Source organism: Paenibacillus sp. cl141a (genome assembly GCF_900109305.1).
In the GTDB taxonomy this organism is placed as follows: Bacteria; Bacillota; Bacilli; order Paenibacillales; family Paenibacillaceae; genus Paenibacillus_AQ; species Paenibacillus_AQ lautus_A.
This window is the reverse complement of sequence record NZ_FNZO01000002.1, coordinates 384,236-404,782: the sequence shown is the minus strand read 5'-3', so window position 1 is coordinate 404,782 and position 20,547 is coordinate 384,236. Positions and strand designations below refer to the sequence as shown.

The 20,547-nt window shown below is 52.6% G+C and carries 20 protein-coding genes and 1 other annotated feature (1 of these 21 running past the window's edge); of the genes, 3 read left to right on the top strand and 17 right to left on the bottom strand.

Annotated elements, in window-relative coordinates; translation table 11 throughout:
* Positions 1 to 80 precede the first annotated feature (80 nt).
* The 10 genes from BMX45_RS07020 to BMX45_RS06975 form a co-directional block, all read right to left on the bottom strand.
* Complete coding sequence (locus BMX45_RS07020) at positions 81 to 275, bottom strand: hypothetical protein (protein WP_090909074.1); 195 nt, start codon at positions 273 to 275, stop codon at positions 81 to 83.
* A gap of 129 nt (positions 276 to 404) precedes the next feature.
* On the bottom strand, positions 405 to 1,304 hold the full coding sequence (locus BMX45_RS07015; protein ID WP_175495056.1) for a 5'-3' exonuclease: 900 nt from the start codon (positions 1,302 to 1,304) through the stop codon (positions 405 to 407).
* Positions 1,305 to 1,601: 297 nt separating this feature from the next.
* The gene (locus BMX45_RS07010) at positions 1,602 to 1,964 is read right to left on the bottom strand and encodes an arsenate reductase family protein (protein WP_015737131.1); all 363 of its coding nucleotides are present in this window, start codon (positions 1,962 to 1,964) and stop codon (positions 1,602 to 1,604) included.
* Complete coding sequence (locus BMX45_RS07005; protein ID WP_090909073.1) at positions 1,961 to 3,025, bottom strand: RluA family pseudouridine synthase; 1,065 nt, start codon at positions 3,023 to 3,025, stop codon at positions 1,961 to 1,963. The genes BMX45_RS07010 and BMX45_RS07005 overlap by 4 nt, the downstream gene beginning before the upstream one ends.
* A 3-nt stretch (positions 3,026 to 3,028) precedes the next feature.
* Complete coding sequence (locus tag BMX45_RS07000; RefSeq protein ID WP_090909072.1) at positions 3,029 to 3,589, bottom strand: cob(I)yrinic acid a,c-diamide adenosyltransferase; 561 nt, start codon at positions 3,587 to 3,589, stop codon at positions 3,029 to 3,031.
* Positions 3,590 to 3,806: 217 nt separating this feature from the next.
* Positions 3,807 to 4,070: an aspartyl-phosphate phosphatase Spo0E family protein gene (locus tag BMX45_RS06995; protein WP_009590300.1), complete on the bottom strand. Its 264-nt coding sequence runs from the start codon at positions 4,068 to 4,070 to the stop codon at positions 3,807 to 3,809.
* Between the two features lie 118 nt (positions 4,071 to 4,188).
* Positions 4,189 to 5,394: an aminotransferase class I/II-fold pyridoxal phosphate-dependent enzyme gene (locus tag BMX45_RS06990; protein ID WP_090909071.1), complete on the bottom strand. Its 1,206-nt coding sequence runs from the start codon at positions 5,392 to 5,394 to the stop codon at positions 4,189 to 4,191.
* A gap of 14 nt (positions 5,395 to 5,408) precedes the next feature.
* Positions 5,409 to 5,909 carry an Lrp/AsnC family transcriptional regulator gene (locus BMX45_RS06985; protein ID WP_009590307.1) on the bottom strand — a complete coding sequence of 167 codons (501 nt, stop codon included), beginning with the start codon at positions 5,907 to 5,909 and terminating at the stop codon, positions 5,409 to 5,411.
* A 190-nt stretch (positions 5,910 to 6,099) separates the two neighbouring features.
* Positions 6,100 to 6,486 (bottom strand): spore coat protein, encoded by a 387-nt coding sequence (locus BMX45_RS06980; RefSeq protein ID WP_090909070.1) that lies wholly within the window; start codon positions 6,484 to 6,486, stop codon positions 6,100 to 6,102.
* Positions 6,487 to 6,530: 44 nt separating this feature from the next.
* Positions 6,531 to 6,767, bottom strand: a complete 237-nt coding sequence (locus tag BMX45_RS06975; protein WP_090909069.1) for a hypothetical protein — start codon at positions 6,765 to 6,767, stop codon at positions 6,531 to 6,533.
* Between the two features lie 138 nt (positions 6,768 to 6,905).
* On the opposite strand from BMX45_RS06975, the gene BMX45_RS06970 reads away from it, so the two are divergent.
* Positions 6,906 to 8,132, top strand: coding sequence for an NAD(P)/FAD-dependent oxidoreductase (locus tag BMX45_RS06970; protein ID WP_090909068.1), 1,227 nt, complete (start codon positions 6,906 to 6,908; stop codon positions 8,130 to 8,132).
* A 167-nt stretch (positions 8,133 to 8,299) separates the two neighbouring features.
* On the opposite strand, the gene BMX45_RS06965 is transcribed toward BMX45_RS06970, so the two are convergent.
* The 4 genes from BMX45_RS06965 to BMX45_RS06950 all read right to left on the bottom strand — a co-directional run bounded on the left by BMX45_RS06965 (position 8,300) and on the right by BMX45_RS06950 (position 13,265).
* Positions 8,300 to 9,508: an MFS transporter gene (locus BMX45_RS06965; RefSeq protein WP_368087164.1), complete on the bottom strand. Its 1,209-nt coding sequence runs from the start codon at positions 9,506 to 9,508 to the stop codon at positions 8,300 to 8,302.
* 138 nt (positions 9,509 to 9,646) lie between these two features.
* Positions 9,647 to 10,204: a hypothetical protein gene (locus BMX45_RS06960; RefSeq protein ID WP_090909066.1), complete on the bottom strand. Its 558-nt coding sequence runs from the start codon at positions 10,202 to 10,204 to the stop codon at positions 9,647 to 9,649.
* 161 nt (positions 10,205 to 10,365) lie between these two features.
* On the bottom strand, positions 10,366 to 10,785 hold the full coding sequence (locus BMX45_RS06955) for a DUF350 domain-containing protein (RefSeq protein WP_009590305.1): 420 nt from the start codon (positions 10,783 to 10,785) through the stop codon (positions 10,366 to 10,368).
* Between the two features lie 110 nt (positions 10,786 to 10,895).
* Positions 10,896 to 13,265, bottom strand: a complete 2,370-nt coding sequence (locus BMX45_RS06950; protein WP_090909065.1) for an endonuclease MutS2 — start codon at positions 13,263 to 13,265, stop codon at positions 10,896 to 10,898.
* A 156-nt stretch (positions 13,266 to 13,421) separates the two neighbouring features.
* Between BMX45_RS06950 and BMX45_RS06945 the strand changes: the two genes are divergently transcribed.
* Positions 13,422 to 13,781, top strand: coding sequence for a phage holin family protein (locus BMX45_RS06945; protein ID WP_015737141.1), 360 nt, complete (start codon positions 13,422 to 13,424; stop codon positions 13,779 to 13,781).
* Positions 13,782 to 14,108: 327 nt separating this feature from the next.
* Positions 14,109 to 14,495, top strand: a complete 387-nt coding sequence (locus BMX45_RS06940) for a cupredoxin domain-containing protein (protein ID WP_090909064.1) — start codon at positions 14,109 to 14,111, stop codon at positions 14,493 to 14,495.
* A gap of 93 nt (positions 14,496 to 14,588) precedes the next feature.
* Here the strand turns inward: BMX45_RS06940 and BMX45_RS06935 are convergent, their stop codons facing one another.
* The 3 genes from BMX45_RS06935 to pheS all read right to left on the bottom strand — a co-directional run bounded on the left by BMX45_RS06935 (position 14,589) and on the right by pheS (position 20,393).
* Positions 14,589 to 16,619 carry a hypothetical protein gene (locus BMX45_RS06935; protein WP_090909063.1) on the bottom strand — a complete coding sequence of 677 codons (2,031 nt, stop codon included), beginning with the start codon at positions 16,617 to 16,619 and terminating at the stop codon, positions 14,589 to 14,591.
* A gap of 259 nt (positions 16,620 to 16,878) precedes the next feature.
* Complete coding sequence (pheT, locus tag BMX45_RS06930; RefSeq protein ID WP_090909062.1) at positions 16,879 to 19,329, bottom strand: phenylalanine--tRNA ligase subunit beta; 2,451 nt, start codon at positions 19,327 to 19,329, stop codon at positions 16,879 to 16,881.
* A 29-nt stretch (positions 19,330 to 19,358) separates the two neighbouring features.
* Positions 19,359 to 20,393 (bottom strand): phenylalanine--tRNA ligase subunit alpha, encoded by a 1,035-nt coding sequence (pheS, locus tag BMX45_RS06925; protein WP_009593059.1) that lies wholly within the window; start codon positions 20,391 to 20,393, stop codon positions 19,359 to 19,361.
* 66 nt (positions 20,394 to 20,459) lie between these two features.
* Positions 20,460 to 20,547, bottom strand: a binding site (T-box leader) (it continues 189 nt past the right edge of the window).

Here is a 20,547-nt window from a genome sequence, read left to right as displayed (position 1 = left end):
CTCCACGATGTGCTGTGCCTTGTTCTCTATATGGTTGCTAACAAGCTCTATTCGAAGCATATGTAAACATTGTGCTCCCGTCAAGTCTGCCTGCCTCTATCTCTGCCTTTGCCCGTTCCGAGACGCAGCATTTCGCCGGCCGTTTTGCCGACATACGCGCGCCGGGACATCCAGCGTGCGCCGCTAATCCCAGTATAAAGGCACTGATGCTGGACAGCAGTGATGTTTTTTATCGACTGCCATTCCGGCATACCAAGTATATCCGTCGTGGCCACGACGACATCTCCATAAACACGATCCAGCCACCGTGAAGAAGCCCGCTTCTTTTTAGGCTTCCGGATAAATTGAAGAAGTGCCTCGGCCTGCTGCGGATGTCTCCGGTACGACGTCTTCGACCGAAGTGGCTAGGAAACGACCGCCACCCCAAAAAGATGGCCCAGACTTTTCATTTCCAGCTCCTCCAGTTTGGTTAACGCACGTTCGTGATCCACGCTCAGGCGGCACAAATCGAGCTCGCATTCCATCGGAACCTCGCAATGAATTTCGGCCAGGGCCCTGGACAGATGCAGCATCTCCAGATCCGCTTCAATCTTGGTGCGAACCCCTTTGGTCAATGAATCGAGATTCGCAAGGATGCCTTCCACGGATTCATATTCCTGGATCAGCTTGACTGCCGTCTTCTCGCCGATCCCGCGTACGCCCGGATAATTGTCGCTCGTATCTCCCATCAGACCTTTAACATCGATCACCTGTCTTGAAGAAAGACCCTTTTCGGCATAAAGCGTCTCCGGGGTATAGTGCATATAATTGCCATGCCCCTTTTTCATAATGATGACCGAAGTCGAATCGTTCACGAGCTGAAGCAAATCGTGGTCGCCCGACAGGATCATGACGTTCATGCTATCGCCGAACCGTCTGGCAAGCGTACCGATGCAGTCATCGGCCTCATAACCCACAACGCCCAGATTCGGGATCCCGAGGCATTCCGTCACGTCGCGAACCAGCGAGAACTGTGGAACCAAGTCATCCGGCGCTTCCGGACGATTGCCTTTATACGAGGCGAATTGCTCCGTACGGAATGTTTTTGAGCCCATATCCCAGCAGCAAGCCACATGGGTAGGCTGAAATTTATCGATGGCATCCCACATATACCGCAGGAAACCGTATATCGCGTTGGTCGGCACGCCCGCTTTGGTACGGCGGATATAACCGCTGGACGCGGTTGCATAATAAGCACGAAATAATAAAGCCATCCCGTCGACGAGCATTAAGGATGGGTGTTGTGGATTGGGTATCACGGTCATGATCGCTCCTAACTTTAACTTCTCTGGTATAACCTTAAAATATACCTTGTCATTATACCATATCCTTATATGGACTTGGGCTTGTCACAGGTTATTTCTTTGAATTTCCTATCGTGGGCTGCTCACAAAAAAAAGAACATTCCGATGGTCGAAAGACCATGGAATGCTCTGCCTTCATCAGCAGGACGACATCGTTGCCGGCGAATGGCTGCCCTTCGGCAAACCGATTCCGCGAATCTCGTAATCAATCACTGCCGCAGCCTGTCTTTTGTGTCTGTCATGTCCCAAAAACGACCGTTACTTCTGCCACGCCTCCTGATATTGCTCCGCTTTGAAGCCGACGGTTACTTTGCTGCCGTCGGTCACGATCGGACGCTTGATCAATCTTCCGTTGGAAGACAACAGTTCGATCTTCTCCTCATCGGAAAGGCCGGGCAGCTTGTCTTTCAGGTTCATTTCCTTGTATACCTCGCCGCTCGTATTGAAAAATTTCTTTAGCTCCAGTCCGCTCTTGGCGATCAGGTCAGCTAACTCATCCTTCTTTGGCGGTTGTTCGAAAATATGTTGAAGCTCCAGCTCATGTCCTTCGTTCTGCAGCCATTTCACGGCGTTACGGCAAGTCCCGCATTTCGGATATTGATATACTTTCAGTTTGCTCATTCAATAGGTTCTCCCTCTAATGTTGTAGTGTTACATAATGAAGTGACAGCTTCTTGCGCGAGCGCTAATCCCAATGATTTCATGTCCTCAGGCAGCGGGGCCGTGAATTCCATCGTCTTCCCCTCTATCGGATGCATCAGCGTCAGGCTTGCCGCATGCAGCGCCTGCCTGTCCATATAGCCGTCCAGCCTCATGATCGTTGCGGCTAACGGATCCAATGACCCGACGGCCCCATTGGAATCCTCAACCCTCTCCGGCGCATGCGGTAACAATTCCTGATCGCTGTATACGGGATGCCTGTACATCTGATCTCCGATCAATGGACAACCGATGCTTAGCATATGCACCCGAATTTGATGCGTCCGTCCTGTTTCGAGCTTCAATTCCACCATGGATGCGGAGGGGTAAGTTTCGCATACCCTATACCGCGTAAGCGAAGGATATCCTTTCGGAGTTACGATGCGCCGGTGGGGCTCCAACGGATCCCGATCAATCGGACCGTCAATATCGCCTGTCTGCGAAGAAGGTCTTCCATGCACAAAACCGACATACCTCTTATCGACGGTGCCGGCAATCATTTGTTCGGAAACATGCTGATGAATATACGCATTCTTCGCGATTACCAGTACGCCGGAAGTCTCCTGATCGAGCCGGTGAACCGCTCTGAACCGGTAATTCCAGCCCTTCTCCTGCCAATAATGAACGACGCCGTTGGCCAGCGTGTCGGTATAATGCCCGTGCGTCGGATGCACGATGACCCCTGCCGGCTTGTTCAAGACAAGCAGATGCTCATCCTCGTACAGAATATGAAGCTCCATGGGCTGGGGCAGCATATCGTTGGAACGTTCCTGCTCCATCCGAATTTCGACCAAATCGCCCGCTTGCACTTTAACGCTAATATATACGCGGGTCCCGTTCAGCGTAATGCCCTGCTCCGTCAATTTGAGGCGGGAGAGCAACTTGCGGGATACCCCTATTCTTTTTTGCAAAATGGTCTTAAGCAGCATGCCGTCTTCGTGTGTGGGTACGACATAGCGTATTGGCGGATAGTACAGACTCATCTATTACCGGAACACCTTTCCGCTTCGCTCATATTCAACATCAGGTATACCGGCATGCACATTGGCTGCCCGTGCGGCAACAAAGAAATAATCGGACAACCGGTTCAAATACCGGCGGACCTCCGGATTGATCTCGGTGGTTCGCTGCAGCGTAACGGTCAGCCTTTCTGCGCGGCGGCATACGGTCCGGCATACATGCAGCGAAGAAGACAAGGCGCTTCCGCCCGGCAGAATAAAGCGCTCAAGCGGAGGGTTCTTCTCTTCAAATGCATCCAGCCACGCCTCCAGACGATCCACAAGCTCGGCACCGACCTTGAGTTTATCCTCCCGCGGCTTTGCATAAGCCAGATCCGAGCCGCAATCGAACAGTTCATGCTGGATTTGAACGAGCTGAAGAAACAGCTCCTCAAAATCGGCTTCCTTGGCCAAGCACACGGACTGACCGACAAAGCTGTTCAATTCATCGATCGTGCCGTACGCTTCGATGCGCGGATCATCCTTAGGCACGCGACCGCCAATAATCGAAGTCTCCCCCGCATCTCCCGTTCTTGTATATACCTTCATCACATCTTCCTCCATTTCATATCTTGAACGAACATCTTATTATGCTCACTATAGCATAATTTCGGATCACGTTCCCGCTGAGGCCAAATAAACCAAGGCCGGATAATGCCTTGAGGGAAGTGCTTTAGGCTGGCGTTTGGTTTTAAACGCAAACAAGGCTGATCCACGAGTATTCTCACTCTAGGAACAGCCTTGTATTATTTAATGGTGGAATATGTTAGAGTTTCTTTTTGGGATGGGCCTTCATATATTCGTTGATCTTCAAATCCAGCAAACTGCTGATTTCGATCACAATTTCAGACGTGAAGGACTGCTCTTCCAAAAATATTTGCTCCATCTTTCGGCGGAGCATGTGAATTTCGTCTTCCAAGGTAATTTCCTGAGGAGTGGATTTGGCTGATTTAATTGACCATTTACCGTGATTATTGTCTTCAGCCGTATAATCACCACGGTAGTTTGACAATTCATAATCACAAAACACTGGTGATCCCTCCTTGGAAAGTAAAATTCTGCCCCCAAAATAAAATTATAACATAATTTTCGTCAATGAAAAGTGAATTTTTTGTTAATTCAAGGAAAAAGTTCAACGAATTCCTTGCCTACTTTATTTTTCCCACAAAATTGCCCATTCGCTCCAATGCCTCATTCAGTTGAGCAATGGATGTAGCGTAAGAACAGCGAATGAAACCTTCCCCGCCAAGCCCGAAAGCAGTGCCCGGCACTGCAGCCACTTTGGCTTCGGTCAGCAATCGCTGAGCAAATTCTTCCGAGCCGAGTCCCGTTCCTTTGATGCTTGGGAAGGCGTAGAATGCTCCCTGGGGTTCATGGCAATCCAGACCGATCTCTCGCAGCCCCTGCACAACAAGTCTGCGCCGCTGATTATAGGATTCGACCATTCGGTCCTTCTCCCCCATGCCGTTACGCAATGCTTCAAGCGCAGCGACTTGCCCCATGGCCGGTGCACACATGACCGTATACTGATGAATTTTCAGCATAGCGGCAATGAGATCCGAATGGGCACACACATAACCCATACGCCAGCCGGTCATAGCAAACGCCTTCGAAAAGCCGCTGACCAGTATGGTGCGGTCCATCATACCGGGCATCGAGGCAAAGCTGACATGCTTGCCTTCATACGTGAGCTCGGCATAAATTTCATCGGAAATTACAATCAGATCGTGCTTTTCCACCACTTCCGCAATCGGAAGCCAATCCTCGTAAGTCATAATCGCCCCTGTCGGATTGCTTGGATAGCAGAGAATCAGAATCTTCGACTTGGGCGTGATTTGCGCTTCCAGCGCTTCGGCCGTCAATTTGAAATGATGCTCCGCCGTCGTTTCGATGCCGACGGGCACGCCGCCGCCGATTGAAGCGATCGGTGAATACGAAATGTAACAAGGTTCCGGAATCAGAATTTCATCTCCAGGAACAATCAAGGCTCGCAGCGCCAGATCAATCGCTTCACTGCCGCCAACGGTAACGATGATTTCATTAGCAGGATTATAGGTTACGTGGAAGCTGTCGTTCAAATATTCCGCGATCGCTTCCCTCAGCTCCGGCATGCCGGCATTGGACGTATAGCCCGTAAACCCGCGCTCCAATGAATATACGCACGCTTCTCGTACATGCCACGGCGTTACGAAATCTGGCTCCCCGACGCCTAGCGTGATAATATCCTTGTTTCCGCTGACGAGATCGAAAAATTTCCGGATTCCGGAGGGTTGAATATCCCTGACTCTAGGCGCCAAATAGGAGCTCATCGATTTCCTGTTATTTTCTGCAAGCTGCTGTTCGTTCAAAATCATAGCACACGCTTCCTTTACGGCGAGATCAGGAGACGATTGTCTTCTTGACGTTCTTCAAAAATAATCCCGTCTTGTTTATATTTTTTCAAAATGAAATTCGTTTTGGTCGATAATACAGAATCAATAGGCGACAGTTTCTCGGAAACAAAATTGGCCACCTCACGCAGGTTGCCGCCTTCCACTTCGACCAGCAGGTCGTAGGCGCCTGACATCAAATAAACCGACTTCACCTGCGGGAACAAATAAATCCGTTCCGCGATTCCTTCAAAGCCTCTTCCGCGCTCAGGCGTTATCTGAACCTCGATCAGCGCCGTAACCTTCTCGTCCTCCACCTTGCCCCAATTGACAACGGTGGCGTACTTGACAATGACGTGATCTCGTTCAAGCTCCGCAATGGAGGTCTTTACTTCTTCCTCTTCTACACCGAGTAGAGTAGAGAGTAGAGCCGGCGATCTTCTCGCGTCCTCTTTCAGCAGGTCAAGCACCTTCAGTTTCAATTCGCTTAGCTCTTCCATGTACGTATCCTCCAGCACTTATTCCGAATAACCGCTCGTGACACCCGGTTTTGTCGAAACAGAGATTAATACTTATATTACAATAACTTACACGGGATGTGCAAAAGAAAAAAACCGATGCATGCCCGCAGCGAATGCTGGAGGTGTCATCGGCGAAATCGTTGCGTTAACCATAGATGGTTGGGTTACATTACATATAAGAAGCAGGGGATACATTGGTTGCATGGGGCTCAACGTTCGGATTGTGCGCATACGCGCCCATGCTTGAAGTTTTTTGATTTATCGTTTCCCGAGTTTTTTGTACGGACTGCTGCGCTTGTTTATGCTGCTTGTCCACATCGTATTTCAGCGCATGCGTGCCTGCGGTGTACATGTTCTGCTGCTTCATCATATTAAAGAATTCGCCTTGCAGACTCAGCGTATCCGTGGTCAAATGGGTAAACATTTGACGCACGTCAGGGCAAGTAGCTTCCGTCGCGGCTGTCGTATATTCTCGAACGGCCCGTTTCAGCTCTCCCAGTATCGGGCTGAGCAAATCCTCTTCGGGCAGGAATGAAGATCCATTAGGGGTTGCCATCGTAGTTCCTCCTTAATTGGGTTTGTAGCTTATGCACTGTCCGCTTACTGCGGCTGGCTGGGCGCAACGCTGCTGTGGGTCTGAAGGGAGTTCACCAACATATCAAGATGCTGCTCATGTCGCTTGACGAATCCGAGCAGTGCCTGCTGAATGGCAGGGTTCTGACTGGCTGCCGCCGTAGCGGCACAATGCTTGGCCAGCATGGTCTCGTTGGAAATGCAGTCCACGATATAATCCAGCTCTTTTGAAGTTAGAGGCTGTAATTGCTGATTGGGTGTCATACGGTTCGTTGTTCCCCTTTCCATTTAGGTTGACAGGACCTAGTATGCCACCGTTGTACAAATCTATGTCGCACGTGTCATGAAATGCGGAAGGAACGACCAAACTAATTGCGATGTGACGATGGGAGGGGATGGATCATGTTACTGACCGGCGGAACAACGCCCTGGAAATATTTAAACACCGAACCGGTAAAAAAATACCCCGTGCTCTCGGACCGGCTGAGCTGCGACGTGCTGGTCGTCGGAGGCGGTATCAGCGGTGCCCTGATGGCCTATGTCCTGAGCGTGCAAGGCGTCGACGCCATTCTCCTGGAGAAAAATCGAGTATGCGAGGGCAGCACTTCCGCCAATACGGGACTGCTGCAAATCTCCAACGACTGTCCCCTTTCGAATTTGATTCAACATTTTGGCGAGGACCGGGGGACCGCCTTCTACATGATGTGCAGAAATGCCATACGTCGGCTCACTGAAATCGCCAATACGTTGTCAAGGGATTCCGGGTTGATCTCTCGAAGCAGCCTCTACTATGCCAGCAACCCTCAAGATATCGGCTTGATTCGTCATGAGTATGACCTCCTCAAACGCAAGGGCTTCGACGTGCAGTACTGGGACCGCGATGATGTGAAGGCTAAATTTCCGTTCTCAAAGGAAGCCGCCATCTATACCCGCGGCGATGCCGAAGTCAATCCCTACCGTCTCGGACATCATCTTCTTCAAGATGCCGGCGATCAGGGGCTGCGAATTTATGAAAACAGCGAAGTGAAAGAAACCAGGTATACAGACAGCGATGTCACCGTCATCACGGATCAGGGAAGCATTTCAGCCAAACACGTAATCTGGGCTACCGGGTACAGCACCCAAGAATGGAAACCGGATTATCAAGTGGATCTTCTCAATACCTATGCCATTATGACCGATCCTGTTCCCGATCTGTCTTCGTGGTATGAGCGGGCTCTCATATGGGAGACCGACCGTCCATATCTCTATTTCCGGACAACGCCGGACCAGCGGATCATGGCCGGTGGACTGGATGAGCCGCTGCCTCCTTCAGGCAAACCAGAGGAATACGCCGAGCCAAGGAGCCAGAGACTGCTGGCTGAAATTCATAAGTTGTTCCCTACGATGACGGACGTGAAAATGGCGTGCAGCTGGGCTGGCGTGTTTGCTTCCACCAAAGACGGCATCCCGCTGATCGGCAGACATCCGCAGTATCCGCACAGCTACTTCATCGAGGTTTATGGCGGAAACGGTATGGTTTACAGCATGATCGCCGCCGATCTCCTGGCCGAGACGATTGTCGGCAGAGAGCCCGAAGAACTGAAGTGGTTTTCTTTGAAGCGTCCGATCGACCTGAACTTCACATAAATTAAGAAGGTATCCCCTCATAGGCCCCGCTGCCTTGGAGATACCTTCTTTGGGTTTGTACGATTTGCCTCCGCGTCGCGGCCTTCTATTTAAAAATTTCGCTGACCTGCGTTATCCAACTTTCGCTCATTGCATGACCTCCCTGACTCTCATCGTTGCGATCAGGTTCAGGCGGCTTGTCCTTTGGTTGGAAACAGCTTTCGTATGAACAGCCACGATCCGATGGGGGACGCTCCCAGAAACAGCAGCAGCAATGTTATCGTTAACGTATCCTGCCTGAATGACAGTACAAGAATGAAAACCAACAAGCCCGTAATTCGGCCTATCGTCAGACTGAGTTCCCGGAGCACGACCAGCTCCACCCGCTTCTCCACGTTTTCCTGATTCACGCCCATGAGATCGAAGCTGGCCGATATAGCCGGCATCATGTACAGCGGAATGAAGAGCGACGTCCCGATTCCCAGCACCAGCAGCGTAGTGTAGTTGACCGTAAATAGCAGCGGCATGATGACAAGCAGCATCAGCACGGAACCAACCAGCATGCCGGTTTTACGGAATTTGGGCTTGAACCATTTCCCGCAGGCCCAGTAGCTGACCAGTGAAACGGCCGAAGTAATCAACGCGAATTGCCCCAGCTTGGACTCCTGATCCGTCGCCACGAAAACAAGCAGCGTGATGAGAAAGGAGAACACGCCCTCCCGGATTCCCTGAACAGCCAAGCCTAATACCGCGTATTTCCAAACGCCGCCTTCCTTGAGGCGGCTTACCCCTTCCAGCCAGTGATAATCGCTTTGAACCGGCCTTTTACGAAGAAAAAAGCTCATGACCACCGTTACGGCGAAGATGGCCATCGACACGGTAAAAATAAACCGATAGCCCTGATCCCCATGCATCAGCGTGATGATCCAGCCTGCCAGCCACGGACCGATAATCCCCGTTATGGAGCCCAGGAGCCCGATCCAGCCATTAAACCAGTCCCGGTTCTCCGCACTCGAAACCTCGAAGTAAACCACATTAAAGGCCAACCAGAACAATCCTAAAGACACCCCGAACAGCAGGCCGAGTGGCCAAATGTAATGGACGGCGTCCCTCCCTGCCCACAGCACGCATAGATAAAACAAGCCGGACACGGCAATTCCCAGGCGAAGCGCATTCATTTTGTTGTGCTCCTTCACCCATTTGCCGGCGGCCCAGAACGTCAGGCCAAGCGCCACCTGCTGCGCAATCGTGAACCAGCCGAGCATGGTGTAATCCTGGCGGCTTTTCCATAAGTATACGTTGAGGAACGTACCCGACAATGCGCTCGATAGAATAAACAACCCATGAACCGATAACAGAAGCATAGCCTGGGGGTCCTTTGTCAACTTCATATACAGTTCCTCCCTTGCCCTTTCACTTGAAGTCCAAGGTATTTTACCCCTTCGCGCTCCACTTCATGAACAAAAAAAAGGAAACCGCCGCCGGCAGTTTCCTTATGTCATCCGCGGGATCGGCAACAGCGCCGCTCCGCAACTCTATTCCTTTTTATGGATGAAACTCTTGATCATCCGAAGCCGGTCGTTCTCTGCCAAATTGTACTGCACATGGAAACATCCGGGACATACATAAACGTTCAGATCATACGGAGGCTGCAGAATGGGAGCTTGTATCAAGGGTGCGTGAACCGGCTGGAAGCCTTCTCCGCTCACGCGCTGCGTTCCTGCATGGAGCATATACTCTCGGCAATGCAGACACTCGGGCACTTCCTCTTGTTGGTCCAGGATCCCCTCCACCGTCTCCTCGAATGCAAAAAGATCGTGATCTTCCCCGTACTTATCCACGGTGCGAAGCGATGACAGCGATTCATGGTCGGAGCCCCAGATGCGTTGAAGATCGCGCGCCTCCTCGTCGGAAGACTCATAAGCCTCTTCATATTCCTCCCCGACGTCCTCTTCATCTTCATCTTGCAATGCGATATTCAATGTGCGGTAGCCTTTAAGCTCATTCGCGCAGTGAGGACAGGTATCCTCGGGACCTATCTCCTCATCCCATACAATCTCACTTTGGCACCATGGGCAAACCGTCGGTTCCATCGGTCATTCATCCCTTTCTTTATTCAAACGGCCATGAATGGCCCTCTTTACGTTATTTTTATTGAGACATTAAGTATACAATACCCGCCACGAAAAAAATCATGGCTGCCGCAAACAATATCCGCGGTAAATATTTCATCGTTCTTTTCCTCCCGAAGCCCTTAAGTAATGCTCGCTCCAATAATGTAAGACAAAGATACGGTGATAAGAAGCACGATCAAGCCCACTGCCCGGTTATCCTTGCCAATCTCTTCATCGACCGAAAACACAGGCGTCAAGAATTCAAGCAGCCAATAAGCCAATAAAAGCAGTATAAACCCGAAGAACGACCATTTAATCATGCCGTAAATGGACGTATTAGCCGTGATGCTATACCTCATCACGTTACAGATGCCAAAGACCTTGCCGCCGGTCGCCATGGCCGCGGCAACATTTCCTTTGCGTATTTCATCCCAGCAATTGTACTTGGTAACCAATTCAAAGCAATACAAGTAAACAATAAGTGCAAGTATCGCAACCGAGAAATAGCCGACGAGCACCCCAAGCGGATGGGTCAGCAAATGATCAATCGCTTCCGTCATTCCCTTATTTCCTCCCTGATAAACGGGATGCGGCACCTTTCGCATCCCGTCGTTCTGAACCCTATTGATGATATGTTATACGATTGAAGGAGAAAACGGTTCCTGATTTCTTATTTCAACTCGGCAATCGTAACGCCATTGCCGCCTTCGCCGTAATTGCCTAAACGATGGCTCTTGACATGTTTGTGCTTGCGCAAATAATCCTGAATGCCGGTTCGCAAAATGCCGGTTCCCTTGCCGTGAATGATGTAGATCTGTCCCAGATTCCCCAAAAACGCCTCATCAATGAACCGGTCCACCTCGATCAACGCTTCTTCCAGGTTCGCTCCCCTTAAATCCAGCTCATTCCGGATGTTGGCATCGCGGGTCCGCTTCAGGACGGTGGCATGCTGTTTCGGTGCCTGCTTGGCATTGGCCGCCGGATTCGACAGCAGCTCCAAATCGTCCAGCGCGACCTTCATCTTCATAATGCCAAGCTGAACGACGGCTTCCTTCGAGCCGGACATCTCCACGACGTGCCCCTTCTGATTCAGGCTGTATACCCGAACCTCATCCCCTGGCTCGATGCTGCGCTGCTGCTTCGCAGAACGCTGGCCGCCCGTTTTCTTGCCCTGCTGCGGCTCGGCGTCATCCAGGCGCTTTCTGGCCGCGATCAGCTTGTGCTCCTTAACGGAAGCCCCTTCCTCCTGGGCAATCTTGCGCAGGTCCTCAATGATCTCCTCGGCTTCGCTCCGCGCCTTGTCCACGATCTGTCTTGCTTCCGCCCGAGCCTTATCAACGAGTTTGTCTTTCTGCTCCTCGAGCTTCTGAAGCTCCTGCTGGTGACGTTGACGCAGTTCCTCCATTTCCTTCCGGACCTGTTCCGCCTTCTCACGCTCCACTTCAGCGGTATGCCGGTTCTCCTCGAGGGATGCAATCATATGCTCCACCCGCTGATCCTCTTCCTTCACTTCCCCGCGGGCAAATTCCAGAATGGATCCCGGCAATCCCAGACGTTCTGCAATAGCAAACGCGTTACTGCGTCCAGGAACGCCCACCAGCAGCCGATAAGTCGGACTTAGGGTATTGATATCGAACTCCATGCTGGCATTGATCACGCCTTTGCGTTCATAGGCGTACGCCTTCAATTCGGAATAGTGCGTCGTCGCGATCATGCGGCAGCCCATGCGGTGGATATGCTCCAGAATGGAAATCGCCAGAGCCGAACCTTCCGCCGGGTCGGTCCCCGCCCCCACTTCATCGAGCAAGACCAGGCTCTTCGGCGTCATCTGGCTTAAGATGCGGATGATGTTGGACATATGACTGGAGAAGGTACTCAAGCTCTGCTCAATGCTTTGCTCGTCGCCAATATCCGCGTAGATCGCATCGAACACGCACATCTGGCTGCCTTCTTCGGCCGGGATAAACAGTCCGGACATCGCCATCAGGTTTAACAAACCGATCGTTTTGAGCGTAACCGTCTTACCGCCGGTATTCGGGCCCGTGACGATGATGGAGGTATAGGAATTGCCCAGTTCCACGTCCAGCGGCACGACCTGGTCCGCCGGTATTAGGGGATGTCTGCCTCTGCGCAGCTTAATATATCCTCTGTCGTTCATCCGTGGGAGCGAAGCCTTCATCACATGAGCTAAACGGGCTTTGGCAAAAATAAAATCGAGCTGCCCGATCAGATCGACGTCTATGGACAGCAGTTCAGCCTGCTCGCCGACCTGGGCGGTCAGCTTCTGCAGAATCACTTCGATCTCCCGCTCTTCCCGCATCCGGGTCTCGCGCAGCTTGTTGTTCATCGCCACGATGGACTCCGGTTCGATGAACAGCGTCGCACCCGAGCCGGACTGGTCGTGCACGATACCGCCAAAGTGGGAGCGATACTCCGCTTTGACGGGAATGACGAATCGGTCGCCGCGTATCGTTATCAGCTGGTCCTGCAGCATCTTCGCCACCGATTGCGAACGGATCATGGATTCCAGCTTCTCACGGATGCGTACCTCTCCGCCTCGCAGCTCCCTCCGGATTTGCGACAGCTCCGCGCTTGCGGAGTCCAGCACCTCGGCCGTTTCATCAATGCAGAGCCGAATGGCATCCTCCAGGGGCTTCTGCTCCGAAATAAGATCGCTTAAATTAAAGAGAATATCAATCTTCTCATCCTCATGAATCGCAGCGATAAACCGTTTGATTCGTCGCGACCCGTGAATCGTGTTCGACGTGGCAAGCAATTCATGCGGATTCAGCGTGCCTCCGATTCGGGCCCGCTTCAAAGCATCGTTGATGTCGGTAATGCCGCGGAAGGACGGGTTGCCCTTAAGCCTGTCTACGGTGTAAGCCTGGTCGGTGGCCGCGAGCAGATCCTTCACGGCTTCGAGGTCGGTCTCTGGCATTAACTTTTCCGCCCTCAAACTTCCCATGGAGGTTTGGGTATATTGCGTCAATGTATTTAAAATTTTCCGGTATTCTAAAGTGTGCAAAATCTTGTCGTTCAAGAAGTTCACAACTCCTCTCAATCAATGCCTATATTATATCGAACGCTATGCGAAATCGCCATGGAATCCAAAATCCTTCCACACATAACCTAACGTCCGATTGAACAAAATAAATTCTGCGTAACATTCCAGTCTTATTCTAAGGAGGCAGGTACCATGCAATTTCTCGGGCATGTCGTTCGATTTATCGTAGCCGCTCTCGTCCTTATGGTCGTCGGATGGATCGTCCCTCAATTCTCCGTCGGCGGATTCGGAAGCGCCCTGCTGCTTGCACTCGTCATCGCCCTGTTTGGCTGGGCTATCGAGGGCATCTTCGGCAAAAAAGTCACGCCGTTTGGACGCGGCATCGTGGGCTTCATTGTGAGCGCGCTTGTCATTTACCTGGCCCAGTTCATCGTCGGAGGCGTTAGCGTCTCCATTCTGGGCGCTCTGCTGGCTGCACTGGTCATCGGGATCATCGATCTGTTCATTCCGATCTCCACCCCGTTTGAAGCAGGCAAAAACCGCAAAGAATAAGATAGAAGGCCGCCCGCTCGCTTCTGTCAAAGGATCCTGACGGAGCCCTGTTCCTAAACGATCCCAGGTTCGCGGTTAAATCCATCGATGCATTCCCCACATCAGCCCCCTGTTGCTAAATGACAGGGGGTTGTCCGTGTTCGAGCATGCTCCCGTCCTCTTTGACTATGTTTCCCCTACATTATAACGTAAATCCATACAATTCGTTGCAAACGCTTCACGTTCACCAATTTTTCATAACAGGCGCGTGCGTCCACTCCCGTTCTGAGCTATCATAAAGATTGGAAATTAATTTTCACAATTATTTCATAGTCAGGAGAGATTATAGTGAAAAAAGGCATAGCACTACTTGTTTCATGTATGCTCCTTTTTGTATTGGCAGCCTGCGGCGGAAACCAACAAGGGTCCGAGGGCAATTCGGGGATCACGGATACCGGCGTAGCACCGGAAGCGGAACTCCTGATTAAAGGCTCCAACTTCCAATTTGACCAAGCCGAATATCACCTCAAAAAAGGGGTGCCCGTCAAGATTACTTACGAGAACGAAGACGGCAACCACGGCGTTATGATTCCTGCGCTTGGCCTGCAGCTGGACCGAAAGAACAACTCAACCGTCGTTACGCCTGACAAGGCAGGAGAATTCGAGGTTTCGTGCTCCATTATGTGCGGAGCCGGTCACAGCAAAATGATATCCAAACTGATCGTCGAAGAATAGCGCGGCTTGCTATGCAAAATGAAAACCTCCGGATCGCCAGAGTTTCCTCTCTCTGATCCGGAGGTTTTTTCAGGTTCACATCTTCGTCATGGCCTAACGCTGATCCTGCTCAATCAACTCGATCCATTCATTATATTCAACTTGGAGCTTCGCATACTCTTCCTTCAGCTTGCGGTGTTCTTCTTCAAGCTGCGCGGCTTGCTCCGCCTTCAATTCCTGTTCTGCCTGCAGCAGCCGATACTGGTGCATGACCAGCTCGTACTGTTCGCCAAGCTCGGAATACTGCTGTGCCGCTTCGCTTTTCTCGCCTTCCAGACGGTCGCAGACCTGACGCGCGGATGCAATCTCCTGCTGCCAGGACTGAAGCTCTTCTTCCAGCGCAAGCTTGGTTCGTTTCCATTCATCGCGCTCTGCGGCCAGCTTCTCGCTGTCTGCAGCCAGCTGTTCCCGTTCCGCCATCCATTGCTGGTATTGGTCCTGCCATTGAACGGCGCGCTCTTCGGACTCTCTCAACTGCTCGGCAAGTTCGCTTGCACGCTCTTCGCTGGCGGTCGCCTTCTTGCGAAGCTCATCGAGCTGATTCGACACCGTATCGTATTCTTCTTCCAGCATGGCGTAGAGTTTGCCGGTCTCTTCCTCGCGGATTCCCGCGTCCTGGGTGAGTTTCTCCAGCTCTTCGTTGCGGAGCTGGAGCTCCTTCAATTCCTCCTGGGCGCTCCGGCGCTCGGAAAGGATCCGGTCCGCTTCGTCCTTCATGACATGGATTTCATCCTGAAGCCCCTTCATTCCCTCTTCCAGGCTTTCGTTCAATTCCATCAGCTCGACGATTCTCATCTCGAGCTCACCGGTCTCCTCCTTGCGCTGATCGGCCAGCGTCCGCCAGGATTGCAGCTCGCCGCTTAGACGCTGCAGCTCTTCCTGCTGCTTGCGGGAGGTCTGATTCGCATCCACCACAAGCTTCTGCAGACGTCGACGCTCCTCCTCCGACTTGCCGGATTCCTGCTTCAGGGCCTCGAGTTCCTTCGCCAGCCCTTCCGCCTTCGTACGGAAGGAACGCAGTTCCTGCGAGGAAGTTTCGGCTTGCTGCCTGGACGAATGGAGCTCTTCCTTCAGCTTGTCCGATTCCGCTTTCACCGTGTTCAGTTCCTTCTCCGCGGTCGACAACCGCGAGTGCAGCTGGCCGCCGCGATTGCGCTGCTCCGCAAGCTGTTTCTCCAGATCCTGCACGGTCTTCGAGTTCTGCTGCTCCAAATCCTGCACGGTTTTCGAGTGCTCCAGCTTCAGATCCTGCACCATATTCGTGTACTTCTGCTCCAGATCCTGCACCGTCTTCGTGTACTTCTGCTCCAAATCCTGCACCGTCTTCGAATGCTGTTGCTTCAGATCCTGCACCGTCTTCGAGTGCTGCTGTTCTTTCAGAAGCGCCTCTTGTTTATAAGTGCTCTCCTGTTTCTTCAACTGCTCAGCCAGCTTCTCTTCAGCCTGCTTCGCAGAAGTCCGCAAACTCTGTTCCAGCTTCTCGACGGCCTGCTTATGCGTGAGCGCGGACTGTGAAATTTGCCCTTCATAACGGCGTTTCATATCTTCCATCGCCTGCTTGTGGCCGCCCTCCAGCTTCTCGCGCTGCTCCTTAAGACGCACCTCAAGCTGCTGCTTCTCCTTCAAAAGTTCCGCCACCCGGTCGGATTCCTTCTGGAGCAGCTCCTTCGTACGCTCCGACTCCGCCGTCAGGTTCTCCTTGGATTTCCTGTATTCTTCAGCCAGCGTTGTCTGCTCCGCCAGCTTGCGCTCCAGCTGCTCCAGCTGCTGACGATGTCTCTCCTGCTGCTCGATTTGGAGTCCCTGCACCTTGGCCAGTTCCGTTCGCAGCTCATTCCGCTCCGCCGTCATCTGCTTGGCCTCGTTCTGATACTCCAGCTTCTGCAAAGCTTCTTCAGCCATATGTACCGCGGCAAGGACGGCAATGCGCGGGGTATCCAACCGGGAGTGCGCCTTGGATATGGTACGCATGCGATCATCCACGTAATTGGCTACCTGTCTGGTATAATCACTGCTGTTTCCAACGAGTTTATAGGAAGTTCCGTAGATGTCTACGGTAACGCTTTTACGGTCAGATGTAGTCAAAATTGTGCCCTCCTTCTATTATGTGTAAATTCTATGATGTCTGAAATGGTCTATCCTCTGCATCCATTATATATGAGATAACATCTACAGACGAACCTCTAGAGTACAGACCGAAGTGTGGTATATGATAACACAGTTTTGTGCTTATAATTATGAACCCTGCGGGCCTTCCGATGCAAATCCCAATTCAATTTAGAGCAAAAAAGCCCGCATCGAATCTCTGATGTAATGGATTCGATGCGGACGTTCACAATTCCTGCTATTTTCTTAATTCTGCGCCAAAAGTTTGCTGAAGAGCAGCGACTGCTTTTTCCGTAACCCCGGCAACCTCTTCATCGGTCAGCGTCCGCTCCTGATGGCGGTACGTCAAGGAGATCGCAACACTCTTCTTGCCTTCTCCCAGCTTGCTGCCCGTGAAGACGTCAAACACCTGAATCTGCTGCAGAAGCTCACCGGCATTCTCTCGGATGACTTGAATCAGGGAGCCGGCTTCTACTTCCTCATTCACCACGATGGCAAGATCGCGCTCCATGCCGGGGAATCTAGGCAGATCGCGGTAAGCGACGCGGGCATTGGTCAGATCATAGAGCGGCTCAAGCAGGATCTCGGCGGCATAGGTATCTTCCAAATCCAGCTCCTGCTGCGTCTTTGGATGAATTTGTCCGAGCACGCCGAGCAGATGTTTGTTCTCACCCTGGCCTACGTAAACGGAAGCGGAACGTCCCGGATGGAAGCCTGCCGGCCCGTTCGCTTCGTAAGCAATGTCGTCAGCGCGAACGCCGAGATAATCGAGCACCGTTTCAAGCGCACCCTTCAAATCGAAGAAATCCACTTTGGCCGGCTGGACGTTCCACTGCTTGCTGCCTTTGCGTCCTGACAGCAGCAGACCGAGAACCGGACGCTCCTGCGGCTGCTTGGTCAACGTCTCCTCCTGCGTGTGGAACAGGTTCCCTATTTCAAACAGAGCCAGGTCCGGCTGCTTGCGGTTATGGTTATACACCGCGATATCCAGCAGCTGCGGCAGCAAGCTGGTACGCAGCACGCTGCGGTCCTCGCTCATCGGCATCGCCAGCTTAACCGCCTTCCCGCCTTCCGATAGGGAAGTGAACACTTCCGCTTGCTGCGGATGAATGAAGGAATAACCCAGAACCTCCTGGAATCCGCTGTGCGTCAGCAGGCGGCGAAGCGAGCGGCGGATGGCCTGCGCTTCCGTCAACGAACCCGGCGTCGTCGGTCCTTCAATCGCCGTGGTCGGTATGTTGTCGTAGCCATACAGGCGGGCAATCTCTTCGATTAGGTCCACATCGAGCGTAATATCGCCGCGGCGGGAAGGCACTTGAATATCCACCAATCCCTGGCCCGCATCCCCGCTAGGGAAATGCAGTCGGGAGAAGATCGTTTTGACCTCAAGCAAAGACAGCTCCGTGCCCAGATAACGATTGAGCTTCTCCAGCGACAACGTAATCACGGACGGCTCGGTTTGCGCACTTCCTGCTTCGACGATTCCTTGATGAACGGACCCGCCGGCATATTTCGCCATCAGTGCAGCCGCTCGGTTCAAAGCAGGGATCACTGCCGCCGGGTCCACTTCCTTCTCGAAGCGGGAGCTTGCCTCTGAGCGAAGTCCCAGCTGACGGGAGGTTTTGCGGACGGTGCCGCCATCGAATTTAGCGGACTCCAGGAAAATATTCACCGTTCCGTCCGTTACTTCGGAGTCCAGTCCGCCCATAACGCCAGCCAAGGCCACCGGCTTGCCGCCTGCCGTAATCACCAGCATATGCGGCTCCAGGCGCCGCTCCGCGCCATCCAGCGTCACCATCGTCTCGCCGGCCTCAGCCAAGCGCACGTGAACCGCCCCGTCTTTCAGCTGATCCGCATCAAAAGCATGCAGCGGCTGGCCGTATTCCAGCATCACATAATTGGTAATATCCACAATGTTATTGATCGGACGCACGCCGGCTGCCATCAACCGGTTCTGCATCCACAGCGGGGAAGGAGCTATCGTTACGCCCGTGATATAGCGTGCAGCATAATGGCTGCACTGCTCATCCGCTCCGATCGTAACCGAGATATGATCGGCTGCTGCATCATGAACCTCCAGCATCTCCTTCTCCGGGTTCGGCAGGCTCAGCTCGCGGCCGAGGATGGCGCTCACTTCGTAAGCCGTGCCCAGCATGCTGAGGCAGTCGGAACGGTTCGGCGTCAGGTCCAGCTCCAGAATCTCATCGTTCAGGCCCAGCACATCCACAATCGGTTTGCCGATCTCCGTGTCAGCCGGAAGCACCAAAATCCCCTCCTGCAGCTCTTTGGGCAGCAGTTTGTCATTCATGCCCAGTTCCTTGGCCGAGCAAATCATACCTTGGGACAGCACGCCGCGCAGCTTGGCTTTTTTGATATCCAGCCCGCCCGGCAGCTTCGCGCCCACAAGCGCTACCGGCACCTTCTGGCCAGCATCCACGTTTTTTGCTCCGCATACGATCTGGAGATCTTCTTCCTGGCCTGCATCGACGACACACACGTTTAGCTTATCCGCATCGGGATGCTTCTCCTTGCTCTTGACGTAGCCTACGACCACGTTGTTAATGCCTTGATTCCGTTTCTCGATCACATCGATTTCAATGCCGGCCGATGTAATACGGCTTGCCAAATCCTCTGAGGTTACGCCTTCGAGCGAAATATAATCGGACAACCAATCGGTTGAAACTCTCATTGTCTATTCACTTCCCTTTATCGTTAAAATTAGATCCGCGTGAACTGATTCAAGAATGCCGTATCGTTGTTGAAGAAGTGGCGGATGTCATCCACGCCGTATTTCAGCATGGCAATCCGCTCAACCCCCATACCGAAAGCAAATCCGCTGTACTTCTCAGGGTCATAACCGCCCATTTCGAGCACCTTCGGATGAACCATGCCGCAGCCTAAAATCTCTAGCCAGCCCGTTTGCTTGCATACGCGACAGCCGCTGCCGCCGCATTTGACACAGGATACGTCCACTTCCGCGCTGGGCTCCGTGAATGGGAAGAAGCTTGGACGCAGACGGATCTGCGTGTTATCGCCGAACATTTCCTGAACGAATTGCAGCAGCGTCCCTTTCAAATCGCTCATGCGAATGTTCTCGCCGATCACGAGACCCTCGATTTGATGGAACTGGAACGAATGGGTCGCGTCATCGTCGTCCCGGCGGAATACGCGCCCGGGACAGATGATTTTGACCGGCGCTTTTCCTTGCATCGACAGCATCGTCCGGGCTTGCACCGGGGAAGTCTGGGTCCGCATCAGCAGATCTTCCGTCAAATAGAAGGAATCCTGCATGTCGCGTGCCGGGTGGTTCTTCGGCAGATTGAGCGCCTCGAAATTGAAATAGTCCGTCTCCACCTCGGGTCCTTCCGCTACGCGGTATCCCATCCCGATGAAAATATCCTCGATATCCTGGATCACCTTGCTGAGCGGATGCACCGCACCTTGGCTGAGCTTGCGTCCCGGAAGGGTCACGTCCACTTTCTCTGCGCGCAGACGCTCTTCGGTTTCCTGCTGCAGGAACGCTTCCTGCTTGCCGGAGATGACTTCCTCGATCGCGCCGCGAACGTCATTGGCCACCTGGCCGATAACGGGACGCTCCTCTGCACTGAGCGCTCCCATGCCGCGCAGGATTTCCGTCAGGGCCCCTTTTTTGCCAAGGTATTTCACCCGCAAATCATTCAGCTGCTGCGGATCGGTAACATCCTGCAATTGAGCCAATGCTTCCTGCTTTAAAGCTTCCAATTTTTCCTTCATGGCTATTCGCACACCCCTTTGTAAACTCCATCATTGTTCTGAAAACAAAAAAGGCCTCTCCTCCCGAAAAGGGACGAAGAGACCGTGGTACCACCCTTGTTAACATGCATCATACCCTAACCAAGACGGTAAAAGCCTTGGGCACGAGTATGCC

Bases quoted from the DNA above. Each gene is read 5' to 3' on its own strand.
- BMX45_RS07015 (WP_175495056.1), bottom strand. From the start codon at position 1,304: ATGACCGTGATACCCAATCCACAACACCCATCCTTAATGCTCGTCGAC.
- BMX45_RS07010 (WP_015737131.1), bottom strand. From the start codon at position 1,964: ATGAGCAAACTGAAAGTATATCAATATCCGAAATGCGGGACTTGCCGT.
- BMX45_RS07005 (WP_090909073.1), bottom strand. From the start codon at position 3,025: ATGAGTCTGTACTATCCGCCAATACGCTATGTCGTACCCACACACGAA.
- BMX45_RS07000 (WP_090909072.1), bottom strand. From the start codon at position 3,589: ATGAAGGTATATACAAGAACGGGAGATGCGGGGGAGACTTCGATTATT.
- BMX45_RS06990 (WP_090909071.1), bottom strand. From the start codon at position 5,394: ATGATTTTGAACGAACAGCAGCTTGCAGAAAATAACAGGAAATCGATG.
- BMX45_RS06985 (WP_009590307.1), bottom strand. From the start codon at position 5,909: ATGGAAGAGCTAAGCGAATTGAAACTGAAGGTGCTTGACCTGCTGAAA.
- BMX45_RS06980 (WP_090909070.1), bottom strand. From the start codon at position 6,486: ATGGCAACCCCTAATGGATCTTCATTCCTGCCCGAAGAGGATTTGCTC.
- BMX45_RS06975 (WP_090909069.1), bottom strand. From the start codon at position 6,767: ATGACACCCAATCAGCAATTACAGCCTCTAACTTCAAAAGAGCTGGAT.
- BMX45_RS06970 (WP_090909068.1), top strand. From the start codon at position 6,906: ATGTTACTGACCGGCGGAACAACGCCCTGGAAATATTTAAACACCGAA.
- BMX45_RS06960 (WP_090909066.1), bottom strand. From the start codon at position 10,204: ATGGAACCGACGGTTTGCCCATGGTGCCAAAGTGAGATTGTATGGGAT.
- BMX45_RS06955 (WP_009590305.1), bottom strand. From the start codon at position 10,785: ATGACGGAAGCGATTGATCATTTGCTGACCCATCCGCTTGGGGTGCTC.
- BMX45_RS06945 (WP_015737141.1), top strand. From the start codon at position 13,422: ATGCAATTTCTCGGGCATGTCGTTCGATTTATCGTAGCCGCTCTCGTC.
- pheT (WP_090909062.1), bottom strand. From the start codon at position 19,329: ATGAGAGTTTCAACCGATTGGTTGTCCGATTATATTTCGCTCGAAGGC.
- pheS (WP_009593059.1), bottom strand. From the start codon at position 20,393: ATGAAGGAAAAATTGGAAGCTTTAAAGCAGGAAGCATTGGCTCAATTG.